The organism is Sphingomonas sp. AX6, assembly GCF_902506605.1.
Lineage (GTDB): Bacteria > Pseudomonadota > Alphaproteobacteria > Sphingomonadales > Sphingomonadaceae > Sphingomonas.
Genome location: NZ_LR733979.1, coordinates 2,878,438 through 2,895,728, shown reverse-complemented (window position 1 = coordinate 2,895,728; position 17,291 = coordinate 2,878,438). Strand labels below are relative to the sequence as shown.

The 17,291-nt window shown below is 64.7% G+C and carries 14 protein-coding genes; 10 read left to right on the top strand and 4 right to left on the bottom strand.

The window, feature by feature from the left end:
* Positions 1 to 95: 95 nt before the first annotated feature.
* Complete coding sequence (locus ENHY17A_RS13955; RefSeq protein ID WP_159713651.1) at positions 96 to 1,610, bottom strand: S10 family peptidase; 1,515 nt, start codon at positions 1,608 to 1,610, stop codon at positions 96 to 98.
* 158 nt (positions 1,611 to 1,768) lie between these two features.
* On the opposite strand from ENHY17A_RS13955, the gene ENHY17A_RS13950 reads away from it, so the two are divergent.
* The 7 genes from ENHY17A_RS13950 (at position 1,769) to ENHY17A_RS13920 (ending at position 12,494) form a co-directional block, all read left to right on the top strand.
* Positions 1,769 to 3,835, top strand: a complete 2,067-nt coding sequence (locus ENHY17A_RS13950; protein ID WP_159713649.1) for a TonB-dependent receptor domain-containing protein — start codon at positions 1,769 to 1,771, stop codon at positions 3,833 to 3,835.
* Positions 3,835 to 4,962, top strand: a complete 1,128-nt coding sequence (locus ENHY17A_RS13945) for a PepSY-associated TM helix domain-containing protein (protein WP_159713647.1) — start codon at positions 3,835 to 3,837, stop codon at positions 4,960 to 4,962. The genes ENHY17A_RS13950 and ENHY17A_RS13945 overlap by 1 nt, the downstream gene beginning before the upstream one ends.
* A gap of 106 nt (positions 4,963 to 5,068) precedes the next feature.
* Positions 5,069 to 5,563 (top strand): RNA polymerase sigma factor, encoded by a 495-nt coding sequence (locus tag ENHY17A_RS13940; RefSeq protein ID WP_159713645.1) that lies wholly within the window; start codon positions 5,069 to 5,071, stop codon positions 5,561 to 5,563.
* A 33-nt stretch (positions 5,564 to 5,596) separates the two neighbouring features.
* A complete protein-coding gene (locus tag ENHY17A_RS13935; protein ID WP_159713643.1) occupies positions 5,597 to 6,544 on the top strand; it encodes a FecR family protein in 948 nt (315 codons plus the stop codon).
* Complete coding sequence (locus ENHY17A_RS13930; RefSeq protein ID WP_236547983.1) at positions 6,507 to 8,903, top strand: TonB-dependent receptor domain-containing protein; 2,397 nt, start codon at positions 6,507 to 6,509, stop codon at positions 8,901 to 8,903. The genes ENHY17A_RS13935 and ENHY17A_RS13930 overlap by 38 nt, the downstream gene beginning before the upstream one ends.
* 64 nt (positions 8,904 to 8,967) lie before the next feature.
* The gene (locus ENHY17A_RS13925) at positions 8,968 to 12,171 is read left to right on the top strand and encodes an autotransporter domain-containing protein (protein WP_159713639.1); all 3,204 of its coding nucleotides are present in this window, start codon (positions 8,968 to 8,970) and stop codon (positions 12,169 to 12,171) included.
* Positions 12,172 to 12,314: 143 nt separating this feature from the next.
* Positions 12,315 to 12,494, top strand: coding sequence for a hypothetical protein (locus tag ENHY17A_RS13920; protein ID WP_159713637.1), 180 nt, complete (start codon positions 12,315 to 12,317; stop codon positions 12,492 to 12,494).
* Positions 12,495 to 12,510: 16 nt separating this feature from the next.
* On the opposite strand, the gene ENHY17A_RS13915 is transcribed toward ENHY17A_RS13920, so the two are convergent.
* Positions 12,511 to 13,800, bottom strand: a complete 1,290-nt coding sequence (locus ENHY17A_RS13915) for an MFS transporter (protein WP_159713635.1) — start codon at positions 13,798 to 13,800, stop codon at positions 12,511 to 12,513.
* Between the two features lie 243 nt (positions 13,801 to 14,043).
* Between ENHY17A_RS13915 and pgsA the strand changes: the two genes are divergently transcribed.
* From pgsA to ENHY17A_RS13900, 3 genes are read left to right on the top strand one after another with little or no spacing between them, the layout of a single operon-like run.
* Positions 14,044 to 14,610 (top strand): CDP-diacylglycerol--glycerol-3-phosphate 3-phosphatidyltransferase, encoded by a 567-nt coding sequence (gene pgsA / locus ENHY17A_RS13910; protein WP_159713633.1) that lies wholly within the window; start codon positions 14,044 to 14,046, stop codon positions 14,608 to 14,610.
* A 7-nt stretch (positions 14,611 to 14,617) separates the two neighbouring features.
* On the top strand, positions 14,618 to 14,872 hold the full coding sequence (moaD, locus tag ENHY17A_RS13905) for a molybdopterin converting factor subunit 1 (RefSeq protein ID WP_236547982.1): 255 nt from the start codon (positions 14,618 to 14,620) through the stop codon (positions 14,870 to 14,872).
* Complete coding sequence (locus ENHY17A_RS13900) at positions 14,869 to 15,324, top strand: molybdenum cofactor biosynthesis protein MoaE (protein WP_443018300.1); 456 nt, start codon at positions 14,869 to 14,871, stop codon at positions 15,322 to 15,324. Before moaD ends, ENHY17A_RS13900 begins: the two co-directional genes overlap by 4 nt.
* 15 nt (positions 15,325 to 15,339) lie before the next feature.
* Here the strand turns inward: ENHY17A_RS13900 and ENHY17A_RS13895 are convergent, their stop codons facing one another.
* Both ENHY17A_RS13895 and ENHY17A_RS13890 read right to left on the bottom strand, forming a co-directional pair.
* Complete coding sequence (locus ENHY17A_RS13895) at positions 15,340 to 16,050, bottom strand: fasciclin domain-containing protein (RefSeq protein ID WP_236547981.1); 711 nt, start codon at positions 16,048 to 16,050, stop codon at positions 15,340 to 15,342.
* 107 nt (positions 16,051 to 16,157) lie between these two features.
* A complete protein-coding gene (locus ENHY17A_RS13890) occupies positions 16,158 to 17,069 on the bottom strand; it encodes a hydrogen peroxide-inducible genes activator (protein ID WP_159713631.1) in 912 nt (303 codons plus the stop codon).
* Positions 17,070 to 17,291 lie beyond the last annotated feature (222 nt).

Genomic DNA, 17,291 nt, shown 5'->3' with positions numbered 1-17,291 from the left:
AAATCCCGTTCGTTTCGAGCGAAGTCGAGAAACGTGAGCTTGGTGCGCGTGGGCGTTTCTCGACTTCGCTCGAAACGAACGGGTGAGGATAATGATTAACGCGCGCGAATGAACGCTCGCAAGTCACTGGACAGCTTCCGCAAATCCTCCTCGCGCACGTACATCATATGGCCCGATTCATAATAGGCCCAAGTGATCCGGCCGTCGTCCGGGATGCCCGTCCGGTTCAATGAATATTCGGCCCCGAACAGCGGCGTCGCCATGTCGTAATAGCCCTGACCGACGAACACGCGCAGACCGCTATTCTCGCGCATCGCCTTGCCGATGAAGGGCGCGAGGTTGAGATAGCCCGACCCGCCGCGCGGCCCCGAACCGATGTTCCAGTCCCAGTCGGCGACCCCGCCGATCGAGACATAGGTGCGTTCGGGCGAGTATTTCAGCCCCTCGCGCGCCCATTGGTTCATGCCCGCCGTATAGGCGCCGTCGATGCCGTAGAAGCTGGGGTCGTTGTCGGGGCGTTCCCCGGCGGCGTCGTAATCGCGGCCCTTGTACCGCGTATCGAGACGCCCGATCGTCAGTCCCTGGTCACGCAGCAATTCCTTGTAGAAACGGCTGGGCGACAGGCGCAGTTCGGCGTCCGACAGGAAGCGTTCGGAAATGCCGGTAAAGCGCGACAATTGCGGCAAAACCTGTTGGCGCTCGCCCGTGCTCAGGCTGTTGCCCTTGAGCAATGCGGCGGCGTAGGGACCAATCGCGAACGAACGCGCTTCGGCAACGAAATCGGCGACTTGCGCGGGCTTGTTCGCGACCTTGTCGTGATACCATGCGGTGGCCGCCATCGTGGGCAGGTTGGTGACATAGCCCAGCTCGTTGCCCGGTACGTCGGCCGCCTGGCTCATGTCGAGGATGGTGGAGATCAGGATGATGCCGTTGATCGACACATCGGTATAACTGCCCTCCAGCTCGCGGATCACGGCGGCGGCGCGCACCGTGCCATAGCTTTCGCCGCCGATGTACTTGGGCGCGTTCCAGCGGCCGTGCTCGGACAGCCACAGCCGGATGAATTCGGCCATCGACTTGGCGTCCTGGGTGATACCCCAATAGTCCTTGGGGTCGGTCTTGCCCAGCGCGCGGCTGAACCCCGTGCCGACGGGATCGATGAACACGATGTCGGTCACGTCGAGCAAAGATTCGGGATTGTCGACGATCGGGAAGGGCGGGGCACCATCATCGCGCGCATCGGATGGCACCACCACCCGCTTCGGCCCGAATGCGCCCATGTGCAGCCACAGCGATCCCGATCCCGGTCCGCCGTTCCAGATGAAGCTGACCGGGCGATTGGGATCGACCGGGCCTTCCTTGATATAGCTGTACGAGGTGATCGCGGCGAGCGGCTTGCCGTCCTTGTCGCGGAGATAGGTTTCGCCCGCGACCGCACGATACGCGATCCGCTGGCCACCGAACGTGCCGCTGTGGCGGGTCGTGGAAACGACCGGTTCCGGAATGGCGCGGTCGGGTGCCTCACCTTGCGCCGATGGCTTGTCCTGGTGGGCCAATGCCGGCGGCGCCAGCAATAATGCGGACGCCGCGATCAATCCGGACAATGTCATCGATTTCTCCCTTTGGACGATGCCAGTCCTAAAGCGGATGGCGGCGGGCGCAAGCGCAGTAGGTCGCAACCTACCTACGAACGGCGGTCAAACGCTGTTGACAATCATTATCAACTAAACCTATCGGCGGGGAAATTTCGTTGCTCGAGGGAATACCGATGATTAGCCGCGTTGCCGTTCGCCATTTGCTGGCGAGCACTGTCCTGTTTGCCGCTGTGCCTGCGTTCGCGCAGGATGTTTCGCCGCCGCGAGGCGAGGAAGAGGGTGCCGCGATCACCGTCGTCGGCGCGCTGACCGATGTCGCCATCGACCGTGAAGAGATCGAGCTGACCCAGGCCAACGACCTGACCGACCTGTTCCGCAAGGTGCCGTCGGTCGCGGTCGGCGGATCGCTGGGGATTGCGCAGAAAATCTATGTTCGGGGACTTGAGGACTCGCTGCTTAATGTCACCATCGACGGCGCACCGCAGCGGGGTACCCTGTTCCACCATGTCGGCCGCGTGACGATCGAACCGGAATTGCTCGAAAGCGTCGAGGTTCAGGCGGGGGCAGGCGAGGCGACGTCTGGCTTTGGTGCGATCGGGGGGGCGATCCGCTTTCGCACGCGCGATCCGGTCGACCTGTTGCGCGAAGGCCGCGATTATGGGGCGATCGCCAAGGCGGGCTGGTTCAGCAATGACGGGTACAAACTGTCGGGCACCGCCTATGCCCGGCTGTTTGGCGATGTCGGCATCCTCGGCAGCGTCGTTCATGTCGACCGCGACGATTTTCGCGACGGTGATGGCGACACGCTGCGTGGCACCGGTGCACGCCAGCAGCTTGGCTTCGTCAAGTTGGGCGGTGAATTGGGCGGTGGCCACCGGTTGACGCTCAGCTACGAACATCGCGACGAAGAAGGCGAATTCGGCCAGCGACCCAACTGGCCTGTCCGCGCGAACGACCGTTTGTTCCCGGTCGAGGGCAAGCGCCAGACCGCCATTGCCAATTACGGGCTTGCGACGGCTGCGGGTATCGATATCGAGGCAACCGGCTATTGGACCCGGTCGGAATTTACCCAGGACCGGGCCGATCGCTGGGGTCTCTATGGCGCCGAGATCGAAAGCTATGGATTCGATGCACGCGCGCGTATCCGTCGCGCCGGGCATGACGTGACGGTGGGTGCCGAGTATCGCGACGACCGGGTGGCCAGCCAGTATCTGGGCGACCCCGCGATGTGGCAGCCCTGGGCCTGGGATCCCGCCATCGGACGCTTCGAGGAAACCGGATCGCTGATGGGCGTCTATATCCAGGATCGCTGGCGCGTCGTCGAACCGCTGCTGCTGTCGTTCGGCGCGCGCTACGACGCGTATGACGTCGATCTGGTCACCTATCGCGACGGCACCGACAGCGACGGGTTCAGCGTCAATGGCGGCGCGACGCTCGACATCGCACCCGGCCTGTCGCTGAATGCCGGTTATGCCGAGGCGTTTCGCGGAAAGGAAATCGGCGACGCCTTCACCCTCGAAAAGCGGCCTGGCAGGCAAAGCCTGTCGCCGACCCTGCGTCCCGAACGCGTCGAGAATGTTGAAGGCGGCGTGAAGTACGAACTGGACGGGATTACCGCATCGGCGGTCTATTACCGTACGACGATCAAGGACGTGATCCTCGATCAATTGGGTCGTACTTTTTCTCAGCCCCAACAGGATGCGGTCTTCTACGAAAATGTCGGCGATTTCAAAGCCGAGGGGTTCGAGCTGCGCGCCGGATACCGGACCGGGCCATTCTCGATCGACGGCTATTACAACCATTATGATTCGCGCCTCAACGGCAACCGGATCGAGGGGTATGAGCAGATCGCGCTTGGCAATTCGGTCGGCGACAATTGGGCGATCAGTGCCGGGTATGATCCGTCGCCTGCGCTCGGGTTTCGCGCGACGGTGACCACCTATCAGGATTTGAACGACATCGAAGTGCTGTTCCGCGAATCCGAACTCGGTTTCATCGACGGCACCCGCTTCATCGATAAGCCCGGCTATACCGTCGTCGATCTATTCGCGCGCTTCCAGCCGTTCGGCACCGACGCGGTCGAACTGCAGGCTGCGGTGTATAACCTGTTCGACACGCAATATCGCGCCCACGCCAGCGTCGGCGACTATGCCCAGCTTGGCGAGCCCGACTATGCCATCGTGCAAGGCCTGCCAGAGCCCGGCCGCAATGTTCGGCTGACTGCGGCATTCCGGTTCTGATGCGCGCATCGCCGCCACGCCCGCGGCGGTGGCGGCCGTTCGCCAAGATGTGGCATCGCTGGTTCGGGATTCTGGGCGGGCTGTGGCTGTTGCTGCTCGCGGTGACCGGGGCGGCGATCACCTATTACGACGAACTCGACCGCTGGTTGAATCCCCACTGGCGGTCGATCCCCGTGGCTGCCGCGAGCGCCGCGCCGTTGGACGCGGTAGTCGCGCAGGCGGGCGACGCGCTGCCGGGGTTCGTCGCGAACAACATCCTGCTGCCGACCGGCCCCAGCGATACGATCTGGATGTTGGGGCGCGCGCCCATCGACGGCACGCCGCGCCCCGTCCAGCTGTTCGCCGACCCGCGCGACGGGCGCGTGCTTGGCTGGCGCGTGAGCGGCGCGCTGACGTTCGACCGGCGGCACGCGATGGACATCGTCTACGGCCTGCATGTCGACCTGCTCGCGGGCGCGTGGATGACGTGGTTCTTCGGGTTGGTGTCGCTGGCCTGGATGATCGACCATGCCATCGCGTTGTGGCTGGCGCTGCCGCGCGGCGCGAAATGGCTTCAGGCATTCGGCGTCGCGGGAAGGACAGGCAGCCTGCGCCGCCTGTTCGACCTTCACCGAGCGCCCGGCATCTGGGGCTGGCCGGTAACCTTCGCCGTGGCGCTTACCGGGGTGACGCTCGCCTGGCCGGAGACGAGCCGCGATGCGGTGGCGTTGCTGTCGCCGATCGGCGGGCGGCTGGACGAGGCGTGGCCCGATGTCGATCCGCCGGAGAACCCCGTTACCATCGAACGCGCCATCGCCGCCGTCACGCCAGACCGTGCGAATGTCCACAGCGTCCGCATCCTGACCGATCATGCCGCCTACGCCGTACGCACCTATGATGCGCGCGACGTCGATTATCAGGGGCGGTTGTGGACCTATGTGACGATGGCCGACGCCCGCCCCTTTGCGCAGCGGCACGATGCGGGCGATAGCGCGGGCGACCTCTTTTTCGCCTGGCAATATGCGCTGCATTCTGGCCAGATTTTCGGGCCAATGGGTCGCCTGTTGATCTTTCTGTCGGGCGTCGCCACCAGCGTGCTGGTCGTCACGGGCTATCTGCTGTGGTGGCGACGGAGGCGGTCGCGCTAGCGGCCCTTCGATCGCGCTCGGGCGGGACGGTTGCCTAAAGCGAGTCCGATCCTCTATTCGGGCGACGGCGGAATGCGCCTTTTGGTGCCAGGAAAAGTGGCGACGGTTGGAACACGTCTTTCTCGAACATCGCGAACGATTGCTCCGCTTCCTGCGGGCGAGGGGAGCGGGCGACCAGGCCGAAGACGTGCTGCACGACGTGTGGCAGCGCATAGTCAATGCGCCCGGCGGGCCAGTCGAAGAGCCCTTGTCCTACCTGTTTCGCGCCGCCGAAAATGCGATGCGCGACCGCCACCGCGCAAGCCTGGCGCGGACGCACCGCGAAACCAACTGGGCCGCATCGGGGAACGCTCCCGAACCACCGCCAGGCGGCGAGCGCGTTCTGATCGCGCGTCAGCGATTGGCGGCCGTCAATGCGTCGCTCGACGCGCTCAGCCCCAGCCCGCGGGTAGCGACGATCTTTCGTCGGTTTCGGCTTGAGGGGGCCGGCCAGGCAGAAATCGCGCGCGACCTGGGCGTCAGTCTGAGCACCGTGGAGAAGGATCTGCAAAAGGCATATCGCGCGCTTGCCGAGATTCAGGAGCGTTTCGATGCGGAATGATGCGCGCGCCTCCGTCTTGGGGACAGGATGCCGATGACCAGCCCTTTTCCCCTTGACCAGATGGACGCCGCGCGCGGTTGGGTCATCGCCATGCGCGATCCGGCGTTCGGCGAATGGGATGCGCTGACCCTTTGGCTGGAGGCCGACCCCACCCATGCCGCCGCACTCGATGTCGCACAGGATCAGGACGAATCGATCGGCGATCTGTTCGCGATCCCGGCACCGATCGTCATACCAGCGCCTGCCGCAGCACCGCGCCGCCGTCCGATCCGCTGGATCGCGGGGACCGGCGCGATTGCGGCATCGCTGGCGCTGGCGTTCGTCTATATCGGATCGGGCGGAAGTCCGAGCGATCCGTACAGCATCGCCACCCGTCCGGGGGTGACGCAGACCGTCGATCTCGAACCCGGTACGCAGATCGTGCTCAACGGCGACAGCCGTGTCACCTTGGACCGAGAGCGTCCGCGCTATGCATCGCTGGACCGCGGCGAGGCGTTGTTCGTCGTCCGCCACGACGATGATCGCCCGTTCACCGTCGATGTCGGCGACGCCAAGCTGGTCGATCTGGGCACGGTGTTCAACGTCGCGCATACCGACCAAGCGACCCGCGTCGCGGTGTCCGAAGGCGTGGTGCTTTACAATCTCGACAGCGATGCCGTGCGGCTCGACGCGGGCAAGTCGCTGGAAGTCGTCGAGGGGCGGTTGACCGTGCGATCGGTGTCGATCGACGCGGTCGGCGGCTGGCGCGACGGGACTTTGGTGTACGACAACGCGCCGTTGCCGCAGGTGGTCGGCGATCTGTCGCGCAGCCTTGGCGTGCGGATCGCCCTTGCGCCTGACCTAATGACACGACGCTTCAGCGGCACGCTGGCGGTGCGCGGCGAGCCTGCCCAGATACTTCCGCGCGTCGCGCCGTTGCTTGGCGGGGTCGCCGCTCCCAACGATGGCGGCTGGGCAGTTCGCAGCCGTGCGCAACCCTAGGGCTTTCCTCGTCCCTTTCCTGATCGTCGCACCGCTTGCCGCGCAGGCGCAGGTTGCCGATCTCGACATCGACGAGCGGCGGCTGGACCGCGCGGTGGAGGCGCTGGCGCGTCAGGCGGGGATCAGCATCGCGATTGATGACCCGAGACTTGCCGGGATCGGCGTGCGTCGCGTGCGCGGACGGATGACGGTCGAAAAGGCAATGGCGCAGATGTTTGCGGGCAAACCGGTGCACGCGCGACGGATCAACGAAGGCGCATACCGGGTCGAGGCCGTCGTGCCGCGTGCGGTCGCCGTCCGGCCCGCCCCAACCGCTGTTCCGATCGTCGATCCCGAACCCATTGCCGAGACCTCGATCATCGTCACCGCTTCCAAGCGCGACACGCTGCTGGCCGATTATCCGGGAGCTGCCACGATCGTGGCGGGTGGCGACATCACGTTCGCGCAAGGCGCGCGTGGCACCGATGCGATCGCGGAACGGGCCGCCGCGCTCACCTCCACCCATCTCGGGCCGGGACGCAACAAGCTGTTCATCCGCGGCATTGCCGATTCGAGCTTCACCGGTCCGACCCAGGCGACGGTCGGGCAATATTGGGGCAACACGCGGGTTACCTATTCGGCGCCCGATCCGGGTCTGAAGCTCTACGACGTCGCCTCGGTCGAATTGCTCGAAGGGCCTCAGGGCACGCTTTACGGCGCAGGTGCGCTGGGCGGGATCATCCGCATCGTGCCGCAGGCACCGGTGCTGGGCGCGATAGGTTCGGCAGGGTGGGGCGGCGTTCAACTGACCGAGCGGGGCGACCCCGGCGGCGATGCGGGGGCGCTCATCAACGTGCCCGTCGCAGGCGACCGGCTGGCGTTTCGCGGGCTGGTCTATGGCGGGATCGATGGCGGCTATATCGACGACCGGTTGCGTGGGTTGCGTGACGTCAACCGCGTCGAAAGCTGGGGTGGACGTGGCGCATTGCGGTTCGCGCCCGATGCGGTGTGGACCGTCGACCTGTCGGGCACCTATCAATCCACGGTCGGGCGCGACGCGCAATTTGCCGACCCCATGGGCGACGGCCTTTCGCGCGAAAGCGCGCTGGCGCAACCCTATGCCAACCGTATCGCGCTGGGCGAAGTGTCGGTCACCGGCGACCTGGGTGCCACGCGCCTCGTCTCCACCTTCGGCATCGTCGATCAGCAAGTCGACGAGCGGTTCGATGCGACGACCAGCGATGCCCAGCCGCGCTATTTCGACCAATCGAGCCGGGTGCGACTGATCACCAGCGAAACCCGACTGGCGGGGCAGATACCGGGCGGCGGCTGGCTGGTCGGGCTGAACCTGCTGCGCAACGACACGCGGATCAATCGCGCGGTCGGTATCCGTACGCTTGCCCGGCCGGAAACCGGGGTCAGCAATCTGGTCGAGGAGGGCACGCTCTATGGCGAGGCCACCGTCTCGCCGATCCCGCGCCTCGCGCTGACCGCAGGCGCTCGGCTCACCCATTCGCGGTTGTCGGGCAGTGCGGAGGATGCGCCCGTGATGATTGCGTTCCGCAACGATCCGGGCGCGCGTGCCAGCCGCCAGGAAACGCGCTTGCTGCCCGCGCTCGCCGCTCGCTACCGCGTCAGCAACACGGTCAGCGTGTTCGCACGCTATCAGGAGGGGTATCGCCCCGGCGGTCTATCGATTCGCAGCGATTTCATCCAGCGGTTCGAGCCCGATCGCGTTGCGACCGCGGAAGCCGGGTTGCGCTATCGCGACGCTGGCAACCGCATCGCACTGCAACTGACGCTGGCCGCCACCGACTGGCGCGATATCCAGGCCGACATCATCGACGGTGTCGGGTTTCCGACCACCGCCAATATCGGCGACGGCCGCGTCCATTCGATGGGTGCCAGCGCACGATGGTCGCCGGTCCCGGACCTGACGTTCGATGCAGCGCTCTATTGGAACGACAGCAAGGTGACGACTCCTGCGCCCGCGTTGCTTTTGGCGCTGGCAGGGGCGCGTCAGGCCGCCAGCGATGCGTTGCCCAATGTTGCCGACCTGTCGGCGCGCACCGGCGTCGAATACCGGGCCGATCTGGCCAGCGGCGAACGGCTGACGGTTCGCGGCCATGCCCGTTACATGGGCCAGTCGACGCTGGGCATCGGCCCGATGCTGGGCAAGCCGCAGGGCGATTATGTCGATACCGGCATCGATGCGCGGCTGGGCGATGCGCGCCGCGGGCTGTCGCTGTCGATCACCAACCTGTTCGACGCCCGGGGCAATCGGTTCGCACTTGGCAGTCCGTTCCAGTTGCGTGACGAAGACCATGTCACGCCACTGCGCCCACGTACGATCCGGCTGGGTTTCGACGTTTCTTTCTGACGATCGGTTACGGGACCGCGCCGGTGGCTCCGTCCCCTCCCCAAAACCAAGTTCGGGGAGCATCATGCGTAGCCTTTTGTGTACCACCAGCCTGTCGTCGATCCTGATCCTGTCTGCACCCGCAACCGCGCAGACCGTCGTCACCGTCAGCGATGCGCGCACGACCAGCATTGCGACCTCGACCGCCAGCAACGGCGCCCCCGCCGATATCGCCATTGCCGCAACGGGTTCGATAAAGCCCGCCAGCGGTCCCGTCGCCGTCACGCTCGATAGCGACAACGATGTGAAGAACGACGGCACCATCCAGATCACCGACCGCAACGATGTCGTCGGGGTCGACGTGACCGCAGGCGGCACGGGGACGATCACCAACAACGGCAAGATCATCCTTGATGAGACCTATGAGGCCAAGGACACCGACACCGATGGCGACCTGGACGGGCCGTTCGCGCAAGGATCGAACCGCGTCGGCATCCGCACTACCGCGCCCTTCACCGGATCGATCGACAACGCCGGGGAAATCACGGTGGAGGGCAACGAATCGGCGGGCATCCGGTTGGGCGGCCCGCTCGCCGGATCGCTGATCAACACCGGTGCGATCACGGTCGTGGGCGACAACAGCGTTGGCGTGCAAACCGGCGATGTTAGCGGCAATGTCGCGCTGCGCGGCACGATCAGCGCGGTCGGCGCGAATTCGGTGGGCGTCGCCATCGATGGCGATGTCGGCGGCGCGTTGACCATTCAGGGTTCGATCGGTTCGACGGGTTATCGCTATGTCCAGCGGCCTGCCGACCCCAGCAAGCTCGACGCCGACGATCTGCTTCAGGGCGGGGCGGCGGTTCGCGTATCGGGCAATATCGCGGGCGGCATCCTGCTCGATCGCCCGCCCGCCGACGCCAACGCCGACGATGCGGACGAGGATGATGACGGCATCCCGGACGCGCAGGAGGGGACCGCGAACCTCATCAGCTATGGCGCCGCACCCGCATTGCAAATCGGATCGGCGACCGAAAACCTGACGATCGGTGCTGTCGGCATTACCGGCCACGGACTGGTGGTGCGCGGCGGGGTGCAAGGTGCGGGCGTGTATGACGGGGTCAACGCCGTCGGCATCGCGATCGGCGGTCAGGGCGGCAGCGTCAACCTGGCGGGTGGGATCACCCTCGATGGTTCGGTTGCCGCCGCTGGCCGTGCCGATGCCACCGCATTGATGCTCGGCAGCGGAACGGTTGCTCCGACCGTCGTCAATTCGGGCACCGTTTCGGCAACCGGCGGGGCAGCGGCGGACCATATCGCGCGCGCAATCGTCGTAGATGGCGGAGCGGCGGTCGATCGCATCAACAACAGCGGCACGATCAGCGCGGCGACCAATTCGGACGGCACTGCAATCGCGATCCACGACGTGGCGGGCACCGTCGATCTGGTCGAGAATGCGGGCACGATCCGCGCGACGGGTGCGACTGCCGAATCGAACCGTGCGGTCGCCATCGACTTGTCGGCTAACAATGGCGGCTCCGAGATCCGCCAGCTCGTGGCCGCAGAAGGCAGGGCGGCTCCGGCGATCGAGGGCAATGTCCGGTTCGGCGGCGGCAACGACCTGTTCGACCTGCGCGACGGACGCGTGGCGGGCAATGTCGCATTCGGCGGCGGCGACAATCGCTATGCGCTGTCGGGCGACGCGGTCCAGGCGGGCAATATCGCCTTCGGTGTCGGCAGCGACCGGCTGGAACTGACTGGTACGTCGCGGGCCCAGGGCAATGTCGATTTCGGCGGCGGCGCCGATGTGCTGAGCCTTGCGGCCGGAACCGCGTTTGTCGGCAATCTGACCAACAGCGCGGGCGTCGCGGCCAGCGTGGCGGGCACGCTGGATATGGCCAGTTCGGCACCGGTGTCGCTCGCGTTGTTGAACGTCGCATCGACCGGCGTGATCGGCGTCACGATCGATGGTGAGACCGATACCGCGACCCGCTACGACATCGCCGGGAGCGCAAACTTCGCCGATGGTGCGACGGTCAGCGTGCGGCTGAACGGGATCGCATCCTCGCTTGGCGATTACGTGATCGTCGATGCTGCGTCGCTCACCGGCGGCGACACGCTCGCGACCGCGGACGTGGCATTGCCATTCCTGTTCAAGAGCGAATTGGCGAGCGACGCGGCGGCGGGGACCGTCACGCTGTCGGTCGATCGCAAGGCCGCGGGCGAACTCGGCCTGAACGGGTCGGAGACCGCCGCCTATGACGCGATCTTCAACGTGCTCGATCGCGACGAGGATCTAACCGGCCTGTTCCTGACGATCGGCGATCAGGAAACCCTACGCAACCGCTTCGGCGCGTTCCTGCCCGAACATGCCGGCGGAAGCTTCGATTCGATCACGCTCGCGGCCCGAAACGGTGCTCGCTTTCTCAACGACTATGCGCCCGATCAGGCAGAGGCCGACGGCTGGACGCTGTACGGCCAGCAGATCGCCTGGGGCGGATCGAAGGAGGTTGGCGACACGCAGGCCTATGACATCGGCGGCTGGGGCGCGATCGGCGGCGGGGAACGCGCGCTGGGCGGACTCGGTCATCTGGGTGTCTCGCTTTCCTATGCGTCGGGTCGCAATTCGAACGGCGACAACGACAATGAAACGCTGATCAGCCAATATGAACTGGGCGCGCATTGGCGCGGTCGCTTCGGCGGTTTCGCAGCATATGCACGCGGTGCCATTGCCAAGGTCGATTTCGACGGTCAGCGTCGCCTCTATGCCGATGATTTCAACCGCGTGGCCAAGGCAAGCTGGGGCGGGTCGCTCGTCTCGGCGCAGGCGGGGCTGTCCTATGATCTGTCGCTGGGCAATCGACTGCGCGTGCGGCCTCAGGCCGGGGTCGAGTTCTTCCAGCTGAGCGAAGACAGCTGGACCGACGCGGGCGGCGGCGAGGGCTTCGACCTGACGGTAGAAGAACGTACCAGCGACGAGGTTGCGGCAAACGCGTTGCTCGCGCTCGGTTATGAACTCGGCAGCCTGGAGCCCGATGGCAATTGGCTGCGCCTGGAGCTCGAAGGCGGACGGCGCGAGATCGTCGGCGGAGAAATCGGCGAGACGATCGCCTATTTCGAAGGCGGCGACGCCTTCGTCCTGTATCCCGATGCGCGTAACAGCGGCTGGCTGGGTCGCCTGCGTCTTTCCGGCGGTGTCGATCAGTTCATGGTCACAGGCGAAGCAGGGGCGGAAGAGCAACAGCACCACACTGCCTTCACCGCCCGGTTGGGTATCCGCGTTGGCTGGTAAGCCGCAACCGGCAACTGCGATCGAATGGCGCGTGCGGGACTTTGGTCCGCGCGCCCCTTTCGCAAAGGGGGGCGTCCCGCTTTCGAACGCGATTAACCAACATTCGCGGTGGTCCAATTCGTTAACAACGCGTTTACTGCGTCATGATGAAAGCGACCCATACCGAGTCCCCCGGACATCCTTTGCGAACCGCGCTGCACCTGCGCGAACGCCGCGCCGACATCCGCAAGCGCGCGCGCGATGCGCATGAGGATAACGATATCAAACTGTTCGTCCTCAGCTACACCGCGTTCTTCGTCTGCTTTTATACGTTTCTGATCTGATCCGAAGAGGCGGTGGTCAGTCGCAGGCCAAGTGTAGTTTCTGCGCGATCCAGGCAGAGATCAGGCACATGCCCGCGACCAGCAGCAACAGTGGCGTCGGGCCGACCCCCATCGTGCTGATGATGGTCACGGTGATTGCGCCGATCGTCATCGCGCCCGCATTGACGATGTTGTTGGCAGCGACCGTGCGCGCGGTCTGATCTTTGGTGACCGTGGTTGTCAGAAACGCGTAGAGCGGCACGACGAACATGCCGCCCGTCACGGCGATCGCCAGCAAGGTGGCCAGCAACAGCCATGCCTGGGGCTGAGCGATGAAGTCGGCGAAGCCGTAAAGCGTGTCCGGCGCCGCGGGCACCCAGAACCATGCCTCGGCGGCGAGTGCGACGACGACCGCGCCCATCGCGATCACCGATGCGGGCGCATATTTCGCCGATACCTTGCCGCGCAACATCTGGTTGATGATCATCGATCCGATCGCGACCCCGACCGAAAACACCGCGATCGTCAGGCTGGCGACGCGTTCGTCGGCGGTCAGTACATTCTTCACCAGCGGCGGGAAGATGACGATCAGCACCGATCCGATCGTCCAGAAAAAGCTGATCGCGCAGATCGCCAAAAACAGTCGCGGAATGTGCATCGTCGCCGATACCAGCCGCCAGGACGAGGTGATCGGATTGTAATTGACCTGAAGCTTCGGCCCCATTCGCGGGGCAGTGGGCACCATGCGCCCGGTGAACCAGCCGATGACCGCGACGATCAACGTCAGGATCGCGGCTGCTTCGACCGAAATCCAGCCCGCGACGACGGTGCCGGTCAGGATCGACAAATAGGTCGCGGCCTCCACCATGCCGGTGCCGCCGAGCACTTCGTCGTCTTCCAGATGCTGCGGCAGGATCGCGTATTTGATCGGCCCGAAAAAGGTCGAATGCACCCCCAGCAGCAGCACCGACCCGAGCATGATCGCCAGCCCGATATTGATGTATCCGGCACGCGCGATGAAAATGCCCGCCGCGCCGAGCAGCATGATGAAGATTTCCGCCGTCTTGACGATGCGGATGATCCGCGCCTTGTCCAGCGTATCGGCCAATTGCCCCGACAAGGCCGACAACACGAAGAAAGGCAGCATCGCCAGACCCGTGGCGATCGCGTTGAAATTCTGTTCGGCCTGGGCATCGTTGAAAATCTGATAGGTGGCGAACAGCACCACCGCCTGTTTGTACAGATTGTCGTTGAACGCGCCCAGAAACTGGGTGATGAACAGGGGCGCGAAGCGGCGTCGCTTCAATAGCCCGAACGCATTCTTCATGAAAAATCGACTGCCCCGGTCGTGGCGAATGCGGGTGCAATAGCCGAGCGGGGGGAGGGCTCCAACCGCTTTGTGACGGCTGCCATCCCCCGCCGTTCGTTTCGAGCGAAGTCGAGAAACGTTCGCGAACCCGATGCGCGAGTTTTTCGACGTCGCTCGAAACGAACGGGGTGGTTGGGGTTGGCAGGCGATTTGTCGCCAAAACACTGGCAGCCGGGTCTTCACCACGATAGAGCATCAGGCATGCGGTCCTTGCCGAATATCCTGTCCATGTCGCGAATCCTCGCGCTTCCTCTCCTCGTCGGCTTCCTGTGGTGGCCGGAATGGCGGTTCGGGTACGGCGTTGCGTTTGTGATCTACTGCCTGATGGGCCTGACCGATTATTTCGACGGCTATCTGGCGCGGCGGCAGGGGACGGTGTCGAAGCTCGGCGTGTTCCTCGATCCGATCGCGGACAAGATCATGGTGGCTGCGGTCATCCTGATGCTGGTCGGCACGCGGCACGACGTCGCGATCATCACCGGCATCCATATCATCGCGGCGCTCGTCATCCTGCTGCGCGAGATTGCAGTGTCGGGTCTGCGCGAATTTCTGGCGGGGCTGCGGGTGTCGCTGCCGGTCTCGAAACTGGCCAAGTGGAAAACCGCATTGCAGCTCGTTGCGCTGGGTGCATTGATCCTTGTGGGAGCGGTGCCCGATATCTGGTGGGTCAAGGCGGTCGGGTTGGCTTCCCTATGGGGCGCCGCGATCCTGACGCTGATCACCGGCTGGGATTATCTGCGGGTCGGCCTGAAGCACATGGACAGTTGACGCGCCGGTGACGACCATCCTGTATTTCGCCTGGGTGCGTGAGCGGATCGGAACGAGTGCAGAGCGGATCGACGTGCCTGCGTCGGTCGTCACGGTTGCCGACCTGATCGACCTTTTGGGTGATCGCAGCGCGGGGCACGCGGCGGCATTTGCCGATCGCGACCGGCTGCGCGTGGCAATCGACCAGCAATTTGCAGAGTTCGGCGCACCGGTTGCAGGCGCCAGGGAAATCGCAATTTTTCCGCCGGTTACGGGCGGGTGATCGAAGCAAGGATCCAGGTCGATCCGATCGATGTCGGCGGCATCATCGACGGCACCATGGCGGAGGGTGCAGGGGCCGTCGCCACCTTTAGCGGGATCGTGCGGGCGGATGAGGGGGTAAACGCGCTCGAACTCGAACATTATCCGGCGATGACGCAGGCGATCATGCAATCGCTTGCGGAAGAGGCAGGTGCCCGCTGGTCGTTGTTGGGCGCTCGGGTGGTTCACCGGGTCGGCAAGATGACCCCGGGCGAAACCGTGGTTCTGGTCGTGACGATTGCCGAGCATCGCCATGCGGCGCTCGATGCGTGTGCGTTCTTGATCGACACTTTGAAAACCCAAGCGCCATTCTGGAAGCGCGAATGGCGTGGAGCAGCGGGCGACTGGGTCGAGCCCCGCCAAAACGACGACCGGGCACTCGCGCGGTGGCGCGAACACCCGGCCGAAGATTAAGTCGCTCGCCCGCGCTTATTGCGCAGGCGCTGCAGCACCCTGGTTCAAACGGGGGACCAGCACGCCGTTGATGATGTGCACCACGCCGTTCGACGCGGGCACATCGGCCTGCTCGACGAAGCCGACGCTGCCGCCGGTCGAGCGCAACTGGACATTGCCGTTGACGATCGTCGCCGTCAGCGGCTGACCACTTACGGTCGATAGCTGTGCCGTGCCGCCGCCCGCTTCGATCTGGCTCTGGATCGCGGCGGCGTCGAGGCGACCCGATACCACGTGATGCGTCAGCACCGTCGTCAACTGTTGCTTGGCAGCGGGTGCCATTAGCGAATCGACCGTGCCGGCGGGAAGCAGGCCAAATGCCTGATCGGTCGGTGCGAACACGGTGAAGGGACCGGCACCCGACAGCGTGTCGGCAAGCCCGGCGGCCTGAACCGCCTTGACCAATGTGGTCAGGTTGTTGGCTTTGGCAGCGTTGGCGACGATCGTTTGCGTCGCAACCATTGGCGCGCCGCCGACCATGACTTCGGCTGATGCGTCGGCAGAGGTGCCCGTCGATGGCGTCGGGGTGGGTGTCGGCGAAGGCGCGGGCGTCGTCGTCTGCGTGCTGGTCGACGTCGTCGATGCGGACGACATATCGCCATCAGCCATGGTTTCGGAACAGGCGGCTAGGGCTGCGGCACCCGCCATCAGCGACAGGGCAAGGGGAAGCTTTGAAATGCGCGACATCCGAATATCTCCACGATTATGGTCGAATTGGGTTGGCGTGGCTGGGAGCCCACGTGCCCTAATTACGACTCAATTCGCAGATGGTTTCATCGGCGATACGAATTAGATCAAATGCTTCGCACGTTCGTGTCGGCCAGCACGGATGCCAGCAGCCGGAAATCGCGCTCTCTGGGAGAAGCCTTGCGCCACACCAGCGCGATCCGGCGCTTGGCGTTTTCGGCATCGAGCGCGCGCGCATCGATGGTGGTGTTGTCGAGAATGCCAGCGTCGATCGCCATTTCGGGCAACATCGTGACGCCCAGGCCATTGTCGACCATCTGAACGATGGTGTGCAGCGAGGTTCCTAGCATCGTCGCGTGGCCCCGCAATTCGGGATGGGCGCAGGCGGACAGCGCGTGATCCTTCAGGCAATGCCCGTCTTCGAGCAGCAATAGCCGGGCCTCGTCGATATCCTCGGCAACGACGGGGCCGGAGCCGCGCTTGGCTTCATCCTCGGGGAAAGCGACGAACAGCCGGTCCTCGAACAGGGTTTCGATCTCCACGTCGCCGCAGGCATAGGGGAGGGCAAGCAGAACACAATCGGCGCGGCCGTGGTGCAACGCCTCGCATGCCGCAGCGCTGGGCTCCTCGCGCAGAAACAATCTGAGTTCGGGATAATCCTTGCGCAGTCGCGGCAGGATGCGCGGTAGCATGAACGGGGCAATGGTCGGAATGACGCTCATCCGCAGTTCGCCCGACAGCGGACGGCCGGCGGCGCGCGCCATGTCGCCCAGTTCGTCGGCTTCGCGCAGCACCTTGCGCGCTTTGTCCACGATCGATTCGCCCAACGGCGTAAAGCGGACGACGCGACGAGTGCGTTCGACCAGCGTCACGCCGATCAACGTCTCAAGCTCGCGAATCCCCGCCGACAGGGTGGATTGGGTAACGTAGCTTGCCTCCGCCGCACGCCCGAAATGCCCCGCGTCGCGCAGCGCGACGAGATACTGGAGTTGTTTCAGCGTAGGCAGATAGGTGGTCACCGGTGATCGTCTCCGTCGATTGTATGGCGGGAGATAATCACTTCCGGCGATCAGACTAGGGGGCGAGAGCGGCGCACCAACAAATTCACGTCGCTTACCCCAACCGTTCGTCCCGAGTAGCCTTCGAGCTTGTCGAGAAGGCGTATCGAGGGAGGGAAGTTATCGGCCAACTTGCCTCGATACGGGTTCTCGACTTCGCTCGAACCCTACTCGACACCAACG